The organism is Curtobacterium sp. MMLR14_002 (assembly GCF_001864975.1).
GTDB lineage: Bacteria > Actinomycetota > Actinomycetes > Actinomycetales > Microbacteriaceae > Curtobacterium > Curtobacterium flaccumfaciens.
The window spans coordinates 25,449-39,915 of record NZ_MJGT01000048.1; the positions used below are offsets into that span (position 1 = coordinate 25,449).

The 14,467-nt window shown below is 73.3% G+C and carries 13 protein-coding genes; 2 read left to right on the plus strand and 11 right to left on the minus strand.

Annotated features, from left to right (window positions below; translation table 11 throughout):
* Positions 1 to 266 precede the first annotated feature (266 nt).
* The 6 genes from BIU91_RS05625 to BIU91_RS05650 are packed head-to-tail and all read right to left on the minus strand — an operon-like array spanning position 267 to position 6,326.
* The gene (locus tag BIU91_RS05625) at positions 267 to 1,052 is read right to left on the minus strand and encodes an ABC transporter ATP-binding protein (protein ID WP_071404588.1); all 786 of its coding nucleotides are present in this window, start codon (positions 1,050 to 1,052) and stop codon (positions 267 to 269) included.
* A complete protein-coding gene (locus BIU91_RS05630; RefSeq protein WP_071404589.1) occupies positions 1,049 to 1,870 on the minus strand; it encodes an ABC transporter ATP-binding protein in 822 nt (273 codons plus the stop codon). The genes BIU91_RS05625 and BIU91_RS05630 overlap by 4 nt, the downstream gene beginning before the upstream one ends.
* On the minus strand, positions 1,867 to 2,778 hold the full coding sequence (locus BIU91_RS05635; protein WP_071404590.1) for an ABC transporter permease: 912 nt from the start codon (positions 2,776 to 2,778) through the stop codon (positions 1,867 to 1,869). Before BIU91_RS05635 ends, BIU91_RS05630 begins: the two co-directional genes overlap by 4 nt.
* Complete coding sequence (locus BIU91_RS05640; RefSeq protein WP_071404591.1) at positions 2,775 to 3,728, minus strand: ABC transporter permease; 954 nt, start codon at positions 3,726 to 3,728, stop codon at positions 2,775 to 2,777. Before BIU91_RS05640 ends, BIU91_RS05635 begins: the two co-directional genes overlap by 4 nt.
* Before the next feature lie 46 nt (positions 3,729 to 3,774).
* Positions 3,775 to 5,319, minus strand: coding sequence for an ABC transporter substrate-binding protein (locus BIU91_RS05645; RefSeq protein ID WP_071404592.1), 1,545 nt, complete (start codon positions 5,317 to 5,319; stop codon positions 3,775 to 3,777).
* Complete coding sequence (locus tag BIU91_RS05650; protein ID WP_071404593.1) at positions 5,316 to 6,326, minus strand: alpha/beta hydrolase; 1,011 nt, start codon at positions 6,324 to 6,326, stop codon at positions 5,316 to 5,318. Before BIU91_RS05650 ends, BIU91_RS05645 begins: the two co-directional genes overlap by 4 nt.
* 66 nt (positions 6,327 to 6,392) lie before the next feature.
* Between BIU91_RS05650 and BIU91_RS05655 the strand changes: the two genes are divergently transcribed.
* Positions 6,393 to 7,295 carry a siderophore-interacting protein gene (locus tag BIU91_RS05655; protein ID WP_128780015.1) on the plus strand — a complete coding sequence of 301 codons (903 nt, stop codon included), beginning with the start codon at positions 6,393 to 6,395 and terminating at the stop codon, positions 7,293 to 7,295.
* The gene (locus tag BIU91_RS05660; RefSeq protein ID WP_071404595.1) at positions 7,295 to 8,113 is read left to right on the plus strand and encodes an ABC transporter ATP-binding protein; all 819 of its coding nucleotides are present in this window, start codon (positions 7,295 to 7,297) and stop codon (positions 8,111 to 8,113) included. Before BIU91_RS05655 ends, BIU91_RS05660 begins: the two co-directional genes overlap by 1 nt.
* Positions 8,114 to 8,981: 868 nt before the next feature.
* Here the strand turns inward: BIU91_RS05660 and BIU91_RS05665 are convergent.
* The 5 genes from BIU91_RS05665 to BIU91_RS19160 all read right to left on the minus strand — a co-directional run bounded on the left by BIU91_RS05665 (position 8,982) and on the right by BIU91_RS19160 (position 14,397).
* Entirely contained in the window at positions 8,982 to 9,338 is a 357-nt protein-coding gene (locus BIU91_RS05665) for a Fe-S oxidoreductase (RefSeq protein WP_171907784.1), read from the minus strand.
* A gap of 2 nt (positions 9,339 to 9,340) precedes the next feature.
* Complete coding sequence (locus tag BIU91_RS05670; protein ID WP_027465800.1) at positions 9,341 to 10,744, minus strand: NAD(P)/FAD-dependent oxidoreductase; 1,404 nt, start codon at positions 10,742 to 10,744, stop codon at positions 9,341 to 9,343.
* A gap of 55 nt (positions 10,745 to 10,799) precedes the next feature.
* Complete coding sequence (locus BIU91_RS05675; RefSeq protein ID WP_071404596.1) at positions 10,800 to 11,621, minus strand: arginase family protein; 822 nt, start codon at positions 11,619 to 11,621, stop codon at positions 10,800 to 10,802.
* Between the two features lie 44 nt (positions 11,622 to 11,665).
* Complete coding sequence (locus BIU91_RS05680) at positions 11,666 to 12,391, minus strand: PspA/IM30 family protein (RefSeq protein WP_017885772.1); 726 nt, start codon at positions 12,389 to 12,391, stop codon at positions 11,666 to 11,668.
* 80 nt (positions 12,392 to 12,471) lie between these two features.
* Complete coding sequence (locus tag BIU91_RS19160) at positions 12,472 to 14,397, minus strand: TPM domain-containing protein (RefSeq protein ID WP_175473015.1); 1,926 nt, start codon at positions 14,395 to 14,397, stop codon at positions 12,472 to 12,474.
* Positions 14,398 to 14,467: the final 70 nt, after the last annotated feature.

Here is a 14,467-nt window from a genome sequence, read left to right on the forward strand (position 1 = left end):
CCGGTGCGGCCTTGTAGGCCGGCTCCGTGCGGGCAAGCCCGCACGGAGTGGCGGGGTGCGCACGGTGCGGTGGACTCGTGTGCGTCTGGTCTGGAGGCGCGAGGCGGGCTGGTGTCGTGCCTCCTGTCTGGCGCACGGTGCGGTTTCGTGCATGTGGCGCGGCGTTGCTTGTTCGGTGCGGCCTTGTAGGCCGGCTCTGTGCGGGCAAGCCCGCACCGAGTGGCGGGGCGCGCACGGTGCGCCGCCGCCCGCCGCCCGCCGCCCGCCTACGGCAGCGTCGGCGCCGCCGCCACCAACGCCCGCGTCACCGGGTGCTGCGGCGCGTCGAGGAGCGACACCGGCCCGTGCTCGACGATCCGACCGTCGGACATCACCGCGACCGTGTCGCACAGCCGCTGCACGACGCCGATGTCGTGCGACACCAGCACGAGCGTCAGCCCGAGGTCGTCGGCGAGCGACCGGAACAGCTCGATCACCCGGGCGCGGACCACCACGTCGAGAGCGCTCATCGGCTCGTCGCCGAACAGGATCCGGGGCGAGTGCACCACGGCCCGGGCGATCGCGATCCGCTGCCGCTGCCCGCCGGAGAACTCGTGCGGGTACCGGTCGACCGTGTCGGCGGGCAGGTCGACGCGCTCCAGCACGGCACGAACCAGGTCGTCGTGCGACCCCGGGACCTGCAGGGCCCGCAGCGGCTCGGCGACGATCGCGCCGACGCGCATCCGCGGGTCGAGGGACGCGTACGGGTCCTGGAACACCACCCCGGTCTCGCGACGGAACCAGCGCAACGCACGCGCGGACCGGGACGCGACCACCGGACGGCCGGAGGCGGCGACGGTGCCTGCGGAAGGGGCCTCCAGGCCGGCGAGCAGCCGGACCAGCGTGGACTTGCCGGATCCCGATTCGCCGACGATGCCGAGCCGTGCGCCGGGGGCGACCGTCAGGTCGACACCGTCGACGGCGGTGCGGACCGGACCGGGCTCGAACGGGCCGCGGCGGGCGAGGCGGTAGGTGCGGTGGAGACCGGTGGCCTCGAGGACGGGGAGGGTCACGGGGCGGTCCTCCTGGCGGTGGCACGTGCGGCGTCGACGAGCGCGGCGGTGGCGGGGTGCTGCGGTGCGGCGAGCAGGTCCGCGACGCGGCCCTGTTCGACCACCCGGCCGGCGTCGAGCACCACGGCGGTGTCGGCGATGCGCGCGAGCACGGCGAGGTCGTGGGTGACGAACACCATGCCCGCCGGCAGGTGCTCGAACAGGTCGAGGATGCGGGCCTCGGTGGTGACGTCGAGCGCCGTGGTCGGCTCGTCGGCGACCAGGTACGACGGCTCGCCTGCCATCGCCATCGCGATGCAGATCCGCTGCCGCTGGCCGCCGGACAGCTGGTGCGGGTACTGCCGCAGCAGCGACTCCGGGTCGGGCAGGCCCACGGACGCCGCCAGGTCGACGACTGCCGCGCGTGCCACGCGTCGGTCGAGCCCGCGGTGCAGCCGGAGCGGCTCCGCGATCTGCGCGCCCACGCGGCGCAGCGGGTCGAGCGCGGTGCCCGGCTCCTGGAACACCATCGCGATGCCCGACCCACGGTGGCGCGCGCGCTCGCGGTCGGGCAGGCCGACGAGTTCGGTGCCGTCCAGGCGGACGCTGCCGGTCACGACGGCACCGGTGGGCTCCAGGCCCATCAGGGCGAGCGAGGTCATCGACTTGCCGGATCCGCTCGCGCCGATCACGCCGACGCGCTGGCCGGGAGGCACGGTGAAGCTGACGTCGTCGAGGATCGTCCGCCCCGTGATGCGGACCGACAACCCGCGCACCTCGAGCCCGGAGGCTGCGGTGGCGTGGGCGGGGCCGGATCCGTCGTGTGCGTCGGCGGTCATGCGGTCACCCCCGGGGTGGTCGTCGCCGGGTCGGCGTTCCGGTCGCTCGCGGTGCCGTCGGTCGTCGCCGGGTCGGCGCTCCGGTCGCTCGTCGTCAGCCGCGGGTCCGAGGCGTCCCGCACCGCGTCGCCGAGCAACGACAGTGCCGCGACGACGAGGGCGATGGCGGCTCCCGGCCAGGTCGCACTCCACGGGTGGACCCCGATGTAGGTCTGCAGGTCGGACAGCAGGCTGCCCCAGGACGCGGTGTCCGATCCGGCGCCGTAGCCCAGGTAGGACAGCCCGGCCTCGGCGAGCACCGCCGTGGCCATCGCGAGTGACAGCTGCACGGTGAACAGCGGCGCCGCGTTCGGCACCAGGTGACGGAAGAGCACCCCGGCACCGCCGACGCCGGACGCCCGGGCCGCGGTCACGTAGTCGCTCCGGGCGATCCGCCGGATCTCGCCGCGGGCCACGCGAGCGATCGTCACGCCGAAGGAGAGCCCGACGCTGACGATCACCACGCCGAGCGATCCGCCGAACACCGCGGTCAGGAGCATCGCGGTGAGCAGGGTCGGGAACGCCACCAGGATGTCGAGCAGGACCGCGGTGCCCTCGCGCACCCAGCGGGCGGTGAGCGAACCGATCGCGGTGAGGACGATGCCGACGGCGCTCGCGATCACCCCGGAGCCCACGGCGACGAGCACGGTGGTGCGGGTGCCGGCGAGCAGGTAGCTCGCGATGTCGCGGCCGGCGGCGTCGGTGCCGAACCAGTGCGCGGCGCTCGGCCCCTCCCACTGGTGGAACGGGTCGGCGCGGAACGGGTTCTGCGGTGTCCAGACGAGCGACACGGCGGCGAGCACGAGCAGCAGGCCGAGCACGACGACGGCGAAGACCCCGGTCGGGCGGGACACGAGGCGGCGGATCATCCCTGCACCTCGCGCTGTCGTGGGTCGAGGGTGCGGTGCACGACGTCGACGGCGAACCCGACGAGCAGCACGAGTCCGGTGAGCACGAGCAGTTCCGACTGCACCTTCGTGATGTCGCGGCGGCCGACGTCGGTCACGAGCATCCGGCCCACCCCGGGCAGGGAGAACAGCTGCTCGACGACGACGGCACCGACGAGCAGCCCGGCGATCTGGACGCCGAGCACCGCGAGCACCGTGAGGGCGACGCTCGGCAGACCGTGGCGGAGCAGCGCCTGCGTGCGGGTGAGCCCGACGGCGGCGGCGGTGCGCAGGTGGTCGGCGTCGAGGACGGAGAGCGTGGCGGACCGGGTGAACCGGAGGATCACGGCGCCCTCGACCGCACCGATCGTCAGCGCGGGCAGCACGAGCGACGCGAACGCCCGCCCGGGTTCCGACCAGCCGTCGAGCGGGAAGCCCTGCGTCGGCAGCCAGTGCAGCGTCACCGCGAACAGGGCGACGAGGAGCATGCCGGCCCACACGACGGGCACGGCGGCGACCGCCTGCGCAGCGAATCCGATCACCGCACCGCCCGGGCGTCGACGGAGCACCGCGGCGACCACCCCGAGCGGGACACCGATCACCAGGGCGGTCGCCAGGGACATCGCGGCGAGCGGCAGGGTGATCGCGAGCTTCTGCGCGATCTCCGGTGCGACGGCACCGTTCGTCACCAGCGAGCGGCCGAGGTCACCGCGGAACACCCCGCCGATCCAGTCGAGGTACTGCACCACGACGGGCCGGTCGAGTCCGAGCTGCTGCCGGAGCTGTTCCACCTGCGCGGGGGTCGACTGCGTGCCGGCGACGACCTGGGCGACGTCACCGGGCAGCACGCGGAGCGTGGCGAAGATGATGACGCTCGCCACGAGCAGGCCGACGACGAGCAGGAGCACCCGCCCGATGAGGAACCGGGTCACGACACCGATGCTACGGGGACGGACACCCCGCCGCGGTCGCTCCGGGTCACTTGACCGCGAGCTTCGCCAGGTCGAGGCGCGAGTTGCCGCCGTCGACCGGGAAGCCCGTCACGCCGGAGCGCACCGCGGTGATCTCGGTCGCCGTGTAGAGCCACTCGCCGGCCGCGTCCTCGCTGACGATGCGTGCAGCCTTGCGGAGTGCCTCGGTCTTCGTGGCCTCGTCGGTCGCCGCGATCGACTGGGCGTAGAGGGCCTGCACCTTCGGGTTGTCGTAGCCGAAGTAGTAGTCCGGGTTCGCCCAGTTGCCGAAGTCGCGGGCCTCGACGTGGTCGACCATCGACAGGTCGAAGTCCCGCTCGCCGGACTTCGGTGCCTGGAACACCGAGGACAGCCAGGTGGCGAAGTCGACACGCTTGACGGTCAGGGTGATCCCGACGTCAGCGAGCTGCGACTTCAGCACGTCGCCGATCGTGGTCGGGTAGATGTTCGCGTAGGTGAGCGTCAGCTTCAGGTCCTGCTGGCCGGCGGCGGCCAGGAGCTTCTTCGCGTTCGCGGGGTCGTACGCGTCGATGTCGGTGAGGTCCTCGTAACCGGGGTCGAGCTCCGGGATGGGGCCACCCTGCTCCACGCCGGTGCCGCCGATCGCCTTGATGAGCGCCTTCGCGTCGATCGCCTGCCTGATGGCCCGGCGCACGCGCTCGTCCGTGAACGGTTCCTTGCGGTTGTTGAACGCCAGCGTGTACTTGTCGGTCGTCTTGCCGCTGTGCAGCGCGATGTCGGCGTTGCCCTGCAGCTGGCTCTTGAGCGTGCCGTCGACCGGGTTCAGGACGTCGAGGTCACCGTTCGCCATCGCGTTGACGGCGGTCGACGGGTCCGTGATGTACCGGAAGACGATCTTCGCGACCTTCGCCTTCGTGCCCCAGTAGTCCTCGTTGCGGTCGAAGGTGAGCGAGTCGCCCTGCTTCCAGCTCGCGACCTCGAACGGGCCGGTGCCGTTCGCGCTGTCGGACAGGTCGTTGTCCGCGGCCTTCTCGAGCACCAGGCCGGAGCGGCCGGTCAGGTTCCAGAGCAGGTCGGAGTCCGGCTTCGCCAGTTGCAGCACGACGGAGTCGTCCGACGGCGAGGTGATCGACGTGACGCCCGCGAGCTTGGCCGAGTCGACGTACGAGTCGTTCGACTTGACCTGCTCGAGCGACCACACGACGTCGGCCGCGGTGACCGGCTTGCCGTCCTGGAACGTCGTGCCGTCCCGCAGCGTGAACGTGTAGGTCAGGCCGTCGTCCGAGACCTCGTGCGACGAGGCCAGCACGTCGCGGATGTCGCCGTCGGCGGTCCGGCCGACGAGCCCCTGGTACACGTTGTCGATGAGCACCTGGTCGAGCGCCGCCCCGGACTGGGTGCGGATGTCGAGACTCGTCGGCTCGAGCACCAGCCCGACGCGCACCGTGGCGTCCTTGCCGCCGGTGGTGTCGGACGAGCCGGAGCAGCCGGTCAGCGCCAGGGCGGAGACGACAACGACGGCGGTGGCGGCGAGGGCAGCGCGCCCGATGCGCGAGGTGCGCGCGGTGCGACGGGGCAGGAGCGGACTCATGGGGTGGTGGGTTCCTTCCGGGCACGAGGGCTGGGATCGGGCCTCGCGCTCGCACGAGGGTACCGGCGGCTGGTGCCGTCCGGCGACGGTTCTTCGATCGGGTGCAACAATCTGTGCCGCTCCGCCCATGCCCGGATCGCCGAAGCCAGTTCGAGGGGTGCCTGGTTCTGCACCGCGTGCCGCGAGGTCACCGTCACGATCTCGGCGTCCGGCAGACGTTCGGCGAACCCGGCGTGCAGCTTCGGGGAGACGTACCCGCGGTCACCCCGGACGAGCAGGATCGGCACGCGCAGGGCCTCGAGGTCCGGCCACGCATCGGCGAAGCGCCCCACCGACGACGTCCGCCCGGCGGGCAGGTGCGGGAAGTGGTGACGGCGAACGAGTCGCCCGTCCGCACCGAGGGCCGTCGTGTGCCGGGCCTCGCGCAGCAGCACCTGCCGGTCGTCGCCGACCCGCGCCTCGATCGCCCGGTCGACGACCTGCTCGAGCGACTCGAACGGCTCCTCGGCCTCGAGCGCGCGGGCGATCCGGTCGACCGCGCGCTGCGCGAAGTCCGGCGACATGTCGACGAGCACGAGCCCGGTGACCCGATCTGGTGCGGTGGCCGCGAGCCGAGCGGACAGGATGGCACCGAGCGAGTGGCCGACGACGATGCCCGGCGGCACCGCGAGCGCGTCGAGCGCGGCGAGCACGCTCGGCGCCGTCGCGGCCGCCGCGTAGTCCGCGTCCTCCCGCCACGACGACCGGCCGTGGCCGGGCAGGTCGAGGGCGACCGCCGGCTCGCCCACGGCCAGTGCCGTGGTGTCGAAGCTGTGGGCGTCGATGCCGAGCCCGTGCAGGTAGGTGATCCGGGCCTCCTGGCCGTCGTCGCCCCACCGGATCGCGGAGATATCCTGCCCGTCCGCGGTGCGGACCACCTGCCTGGAGGCGCGGAGCGGCGCGGTCACGCCGCTCGCGCTGGCGAGGGCGGTCAGGTCGGCGAATTCGTCGTCGGGGGCTTCGGACACGGGGACGATCCTCGCACCGTTCCGCGGGCCTGGAGACGTTAGGTAAGGCATGCCATACTCGATTCCGTGGCAACCCGGTATCGCGTCTTCTCCGTCCGTGTGGCCGCCGTCACGTCGCTCACCCCGAACTTCGTCCGGGTCACGCTGACGGGCGACGCGCTCGCCGACTTCTCCTCGGTCGGTCTCGACCAGCGGATCAAGATCGTGCTGCCCCTGCCCGGCATCGGCTTCTCCGAACTGCCGGAGGACGAGGACTGGTACACCGCCTGGCGCGCGCTGCCGGACGACGCCCGCAACCCGCTCCGCACGTACACGGTCCGCTCGTTCCGGCCGGACGCCCGCGAACTCGACATCGACTTCGTCGCGCACGGCGACACCGGTCCGGCGTCGCGCTGGGTGTCGGCCTGCCGCGTGGGTGACGAGCTGCGCATCGTCGGGCCGCGGGTTCCCGAGTCGCCGGAGGACCTGCCGACCGGTGCCGCCGAGTTCGCTCCCGGGCACGCGAACCGGATCCTGCTCGCCGGGGACGAGACCGCCGCACCGGCCATCTGCGCCATCCTCGAAGCCCTCGACGTCTCGACCGTCGGCCACGTCTTCATCGAGGTGCCCACCGACGCCGACCGGCTGCCGGTCACCGCGCCCGCCGGGGTCGAGGTCCGCTGGATCGCCCGCAACGGCGCCACCCACGGGGTCCGGATGACCGACCAGGTGCACGCCTGGGCCTCCACCGTCGCGCCGTCGTCCGCCGCCGCGTGCGAGCCGGCCGCCGAGCTCACCGACGTCGACGTCGACGAGCAGGTGCTGTGGGACGTCCCCGCGCCCGTCGACGAGCGCCCCGTCTACGCGTGGATCGCGGGCGAGGCCGGCTGCGTCAAGGAACTCCGCCGCCACCTGGTGCGCGGCGTCGGCATCGACCGCAAGCAGGTCGCGTTCATGGGCTACTGGCGGCACGGCAAGGCCGAGCACTGATGCCGACCTCGGGCACCGCGCTCGGTCCGGTCCCGACCACCGCGCTGGGGGCCCGTGGGCTGACCCTGGCGTACGACGACCGGGTCGTGGTGGACACGCTCGACGTCGACATCCCGGACGGCGAACTGACGGTCATCGTCGGGCCCAACGCCTGCGGCAAGTCGACGCTGCTGAAGTCCTTCGCCCGCACCCTGAAGCCGCGTGCCGGCACGGTCTTCCTCGACGGGGCGCCGATCGACTCGTACCGCCCGAAGGCCGTCGCCCGGCGCGTCGGGATGCTCCCGCAGACCCCGATCGCCCCCGACGGCATCACCGTGCGTGACCTGGTGTCCCGGGGCCGGTTCCCGCACCAGGACCTGCTGCACCCGTCCTCCGGGTCCGACCGGCAGGCCGTGCAGGCCGCACTCGAGCAGACGTCGACGGTGGAACTGGCGGACCGGAGCGTCGACGAGCTCTCCGGCGGGCAGCGGCAGCGGGTGTGGATCGCGATGGTGCTCGCGCAGCAGACCGACATCGTGCTGCTCGACGAGCCGACGACGTTCCTCGACATCGCGCACCAGTACGACGTGCTCGAACTCGCCTCCACGCTGCACGCCGCCGGTCGCACGGTCGTCGCGGTGCTGCACGACCTGAACCAGGCCGCGCGCTACGCCACCCACGTCATCGCGATGCGCGACGGGGCGATCGTCTCGGCGGGGGAGCCGTCGTCGGTGCTCACCGCGGACCTCGTCGAGGACGTCTTCGGCCTGCCGTGCGTCGTCGTCCCCGATCCCGAGACCGGCACGCCCCTCGTGGTGCCCCGGCGGCGCGCCGCCTGACGCGCGGATGCTGGTCACGACTCGTCGTGCGCCGGGCCGGGCCGAGGTCGCACGATCTGCCGCTTGCTCGGCGTCCGGACGACGGTTCGCGCGATCGCGGCGACGCGCACGCGGCGTGTCGCGCGACATCGGTCACGTGCCGTCGCCGAGTGGTCGCGACTCGTCGTCGGAGGGGCGCCGAGTGGTCACGAACCGTCGGTTGGCGGCGCTGCAGGCGACGGTCTGCGACCGCTCGCCGCGCACCCGGCGGGGCGTTGCGACCGGCGGGCGGGCGCGGTGGGCGTGGGGCGCGGCGGCCTGGAGGCTCGGGGCGGCGCCGGCACGCGCCTCCAGGCCGTCGATCGGTCGCGTCTCGTCGCCTGGCCGGCCCGCCGCCGAGTGGTCACGACTCGTCGTCGCCCGGGCGCCGAGCGGTCACGAACTGTCGGCTGGCGGCGCCGCAGGCGACGGTCTGCGACCGCTCGCCGCGCACCCGGCGGGGTGTTGCGACCGGCGGGCGGGCGCGGTGGGCGTGGGGCGCGGCGGCCTGGAGGCGCGTGGCGGGGCCGGCACGCGCCTCCAGGCCGTCGACTGGTCGCGTCCCGTCGCCTGGCCGGCCCGCCGCCGAGTGGTCACGACTCGTCGTGGGCCGGGCGCCGAGCGGTCACGAACTGTCGGCTGGCGGCGCCGCAGGCGACGGTCTGCGACCGCTCGCCGTGCACCCGGCGGGGTGTTGCGACCGACCGAGCCCCGGCCGGCCCCGGCCGGCACGCCCGACGAGGTCGCACGATCTGTCGCCCGACCGGCGTCGGGGCGACAGTTCGCGCGACCACGGCGATGCGCACGCGGCGTGTCGTGCGACCCCGCACCCCACCCGCACGCGCACCCGTCAGCGGTAGCCGCCGTCCTCCAGGCCGGCCTCGACCTCGAACCGGTTCCGCAGCGGATCCCGCCCGGCCACGGCGTAGAGCAGCGGCATGAGCATCCCGTACCGGCGCCACTGCTCGACGTGCACCCGCTCGTGCCGGAGCACCGGCGGGCCGTCGTTGTCGCGGGTCAGGTACACCGAACCGACGCAGGTGCCGCCGCGCCGGAACACCCAGCGCGGCAGCCCCGTGCAGACGACGAGCCCGTCCTCCACCCGGATCCGCCCGGTCGACAGGGGGACGCCCACGGCGAGCCCGACGGCGGTCGCGAAGACCCACCCCGCGCGGGACACGGGCGAGTCGAGCAGCGGGTTGCGCACGCTCAGGCCGGGCGGCCGTACGTCTCGAGCAGGCGGAGCCAGATCTCGTTCATCGTCGGGTAGGCCGGGACCGCGTGCCACAGACGGTCGATCGGGACCTCGCCCACGACCGCGACGGTGGCGCCGTGCAGCATCTCGGCGACGTCCTGGCCGACGAACGTGACGCCCACGACGACCCCGCGGTCCTCGTCGACGACCATCTTCGCGCGGCCCGTGTAGCCGTCTGCCTGCAGCGAGGACCCGGCGATCGCACCGAGGTCGTACTCGACCGCGCGGACGTTCAGCCCCTGCTCGCGGGCCTTCGCCTCGGTCAGTCCGACGCTCGCGACCTCGGGGTCGGTGAAGGTGACCTGCGGCGAGGCGGCGTGGTCGGCGGTGGCGACGTGGGCACCCCACGGCTCGGTGTGCAGCGGCGTGCCCTGGTACCGGGCGGCGATCGCCTCGCCGGCGGCACGCGCCTGGTACTTGCCCTGGTGCGTGAGCAGGACGCGGTGGTTGACGTCACCCACGGCGTACAGCCAGTCGGTGCCGTGCACGAGCATGGTGTCGTCGACGTCGAGCCAGTCGCCCGCGGTCAGGCCGACGGTCTCGAGCCCGAGGTCACGCGTGTGTGCGGCGCGGCCGGTGGCGGCGAGCACCTCGCTCGTGATGACGGTGGTGCCGTCGTCGAGCTCCGTGGTGACGAGACCGTGCTCGTCGCGGTCGACCCGGACCGGGTTGACGCCGGTGCGGACGTCGACACCGAGTTCGCGCAGGGAGTCGGCGACGAGTTCCCCGGCGAAGGGCTCCATGCCGCCGAGCAGACCGTGCCGGGCGACGAGGGTGACCTTCGCGCCGAGGGACGCCCACGCGGTCGCGAGCTCGGAGCCGGAGACACCGCCGCCGATGACGAGCAGGCTCTCGGGGACCTGCTGGGCGCTGGTGCCCTCGCGGGTGCCCCACGGCTTCGCCTCGGCGAGACCGGGCACCGGGGGCAGCGTGTGCAGGGAACCGGTGACGACCGCGACGGCGGCGCGCGCCGTGTGCGTCTCGCCGTCGACGTCGATGGTCTTCGGGCCGGTGATGCGGGCGTGCCCGCGGATCAGGTCGATGCCGGCGGACTCGAGCCACGAGACCTGGCTGTCGTCCTTCCAGTCCGAGGTGAACGAGTTGCGGCGGGCGAGCACGTGGGCGGCGTCGAGCGTGCCGGTCACGGCCTGCTTCGCACCGTCGAGCCGCTTGGCGGCGGCGAGGGCGTGTCCGCTGCGCAGGAGCGCCTTCGAGGGCATGCACGCCCAGTAGGAGCACTCGCCGCCGACGAGCTCGGCCTCCACGATCGCGACCGACAGGTCGCGCTTCCTGGCGTAGTCCGCCACGTTCTCGCCGACAGCGCCGGCTCCGATCACGATGAGGTCGTAGTCCGTCATGCTGCCGAGCGTACGCGGGACGGCAGGGCGTCCGCCGGTCGCGTCGGACGTGTGGTCAGCCCACCCGGGAGGCGCTGGTCACCGCTCCGACGACACGCAGGATGACGCCGAGGTCGTCCACCGCCCGGTCCGGGTCGACGGGGGCGAATCCGGTGAGCGCGGCGCCGACGAGGCGCCGCCCGCGCGTCGCGGCCTGGATGCGCTCGACGAGCGCTGCGCCGTCGAGGCCGAACGGGACGGGTTCGAGGAGTCCGTCGACCTCGGACGGGTCGAGGACGTCGAGGTCGACGTGCACGAAGACCGATGCGGCACCGGTCCGCTCGACCGCTGCGGCGAGGGCGTCCGGGGTGGCGGCGTCGACGTCGAGGTGCACGATCCCGGCCTTGTCGAGGGCGGCTCGTTCGGCGTCCTCGACCCCGCGGACCCCGGCGACGACGACCGAGGACGCCGGCACCACCGGCAGGCCGGGGAACAGGTCGTCGGGGCGGTCGACCAGCAGGCGCAGGGCGGCGGTCTCGGCGGCGATGGGCTGGGCCCGGTTGAGCGCGCGGTACCCGCTGGACCCGGAGATGCGGACGAACGCGGTGTCCGGTGCGAGGGCAGCGGTCGCGCCGAGGACACTGGCGCCGTCACCGCCGACGACGAGCACCGGTTCGGTGGCGACGGCTGTTTCCTCGGCGACGCGTTCGGCGACGGCGAGCACCGAGGTGTAGCGGGCGACGGCGGTCTCGAGGCGGTCACCCGCTCCGGCCGGGACGTCGACCACGGTGGTGGACGCCCGGGGGAGGTCGGCCGCGATCGCCGACGCGCCGTCCCCGAGGCGCATCGCGCGCGACGACGCCGAACCCTGCCACTGACCGACCACGAGGAAGTGCATCGTCTCAGTCTGTCAGCTGGGGTCCGGCGTCGTCAGGGCGTTCGTCAGATGCTCGAGGATCCGCCGGACTTCAGCGCGGCGAGCCGTGCCTCGACCTCGGCGTCCTTGCCGACGTCCTCGAGGCTCTCGAACTGGGCGTCGAGGCTCGACGACTGCAGCTCCTGCTGGCCGAGCACCTTCGCCTCTTCGCGGCGGACCTTCTCCTCGAAGCGGCCGAGGTCGCTCGTCGGGTCGAGCACGTCGATGTTGCCGAGGGCGTCGTTGACGCGGGACTGCGCCTCGGCGGTCTTCGAGCGGGCGACGAGGTTGTCCCGCTTCGCGCGGAGCTGCTCGAGCTTCTGCTCCATGCCGGCGAGACCGGTCTTGAGCTTCTCGACGGCCTCGTTCTGCGACGCCAGGTTCGGCTCCGCGTCCTTGACCTCCTGCTCGGCGGCGATCTGCTTGCCGATGGCGATCTTGGCGAGGTTGTCGAACTTGTCCGCCTCGGCCGACTTGCCCTCGGAGCGGTACTTGTCGGCTGCGGTGGAGGCGTTGGCAGCCTTCTGGCCCCACTCGACCGCGGCCTTCTTGTCCTCTTCGTGGTCCTGCTCGAGCAGGCGCACATTGCCGATGGTCTGCGCGATCGCGGTCTTCGCGTCGGCGATGTTGTTCGTGTAGTCGCGGACGAGCTGGTCCAGCATCTTCTGCGGGTCCTCGGCGTCGTCGATGATCTGGTTGATGTTCGCGCGCACGAGGGTGGAGATGCGTCCGAAGATGGTCTGCTTGGCCATTGCTGTTCCCTTTCGTGGAAGTCCTGTGGACGGTGTTGTCGGGTCGTGTCTGGTTCTGGGTGCCGGGGGAGTGCGTCGGGTCAGAAGCGGCCGCCGCCGGAGAAGCCGCCGCCGCCCCCACCGCCGCCTCCGCCGAAGCCGCCACCGCCGCTGAAGCCCCCGCCGCCGCCGAAGCCGCCGCCCCCGAAGGAACCGCCGCCGTAGCTGCCGCCGCGACCGCCGAGCAGGCCGCCGAGGACGAGTCCGGTGACGAGGCCGCCGAGCTGGGCACCACCACCGCCACCGCCCTGGCCGCCACCCCAGCCGCCGAGGTCGTCGTTGGCGGCATCCATCGCGGCGGCCGCGTACTGCTCGGCCGCGCGGGCGGCGTTGAGTGCCTGGCCGGGGTTGTTCGGGGCGAGCTCGACGGCGTCGTCGTAGGCGCGCTGGGCCTCGGACAGCCGGGTCCGGGCGGTCGGGCCGATGCCGCCGCGGTGCAGGGAGACGTAGTCGCGGGCCTGGCTGATCCGGTTCCGGGCATCGCGCAGGGCCGCGTCGAGCGCCTGGGTGGCCCGCTGGCGCTGTTCTTCGGCACCCCGCGCCGCGGCGATGGCCTGGTCGATCTCGGTGTTCGCCCGGGTCAGCGCGTCGACGGCCGCCACCGGGTCCTTCGGGTCGAGCCCCTGGCGGAGCACGGCCTCGGCGCGGGTGACCGCGGCGGCGAGGTCCGGCCCGCCCGAGCGCAGGCTGCGGGCGGCGGCGACGTCGCCCTGGATGTCGATGCGCATCGCCTCGGCGCGGGCGGTGGCCTCGTCGAAGGACTGCTCGGCGGCGAGTGCGCCGTCGGTGAGCTGCTGCACCTGAGCGAGCGCGTGCTGGGCGTCGCGCACGGCGACGACCGCCTCGCCCTTGTCGCCGGCCGCGATCGACGCGGTGGCGGCGTTCGAGCGTTCGGTGGCGAAGGCGAGCACCTGGTGGGCCTGGTCGACGTTGTTCGCCACGGTCGCGAGGGTGCGGCCGGTGTAGCGGGCGCGGACACGGTCGAGCGCAGCGGCGGCGGCCCCGACCGATGCCGGTGCGGCGGCCACGGCCTGGGCGAGCGATGCGGCCGCGTCCTCGATGCCGTCCTCGAGCGAGCGGAGCTGGTCGAACGCCTCGGTCTGCTCCTCGATCGCGGCGTGCGCACGTTCGCAGATCACGATGATCTGGTTCGCCCACTCGGCGCGCTGCTGCGGGGTGTCGGGGATCTCGTCGTCGAGCTGCTGCCGGATCGTGAAGGCCTTGCGGACCTCGCGCTGGGCGGCCTGCACGGCGTCGGCGAAGGGCTTGGCGGCGTCGGGGCCGAACTGCGCGCTCGCAAACCCGACCTCTTGCTCGGCGGTTCGGAGTTCGTCGTCGATGGTGACCAGGGCGCCGCCGGCGGTGCGTTCGAGGTCGGCGAGCGAGGCTTCCTGCGCCTCGGTCGCTGCGGCGGTGCGGCGCTTGTTGCGGGTCCGGATGACCAGGACCACGACGACGAGCCCGACGACCACGACGAGCAGCAGGATCCACAGCCAGGTGAGGTCCACCGGGGCCTGCGACTGGGTCAGCCCGTCGGCGAAGGCCACGGCGGCGCCGGACCAGTCGCCCTGCTTGAGCTCGGGGAGCAGCGCGTCGTTGACGGCGTTCTCGACGTCGGACGAGGAGATCGCGGTCTCGTTCGTCTGCTGGACGTCGTAGTTGCGCTCGTCGACCGCGACCGAGAGCAGGATGCCGTCGGTGTCGATCTGGTTCTGCTCGAGCACCGCCCGACCCCACTCGGTGTGGTCGGTGGGGTCGGTGAAGGACGGCACGAACACGACGTACAGCTGCGTCTGCGTCTCGGCGTACAGGTCCTGCACGGCCTGCTCGACCTTCGACTGCTGGGATGCGGTCAGCGCGTCGGCCTCGTCGAGGACGTACGCGCCGCCCAGGTCGACGGGCGCCGTGGCGTGGGCGGTCGCTGCCGGAGCCAGGACGATCAGCATCGCGACGAGGGCGGCCGTCACACGGCTCCACAGCCGCGTTGTCCCCCTGTGCCCGCTCGATCCGTCCGTGCCCGATCCGTGCTGGACCGCT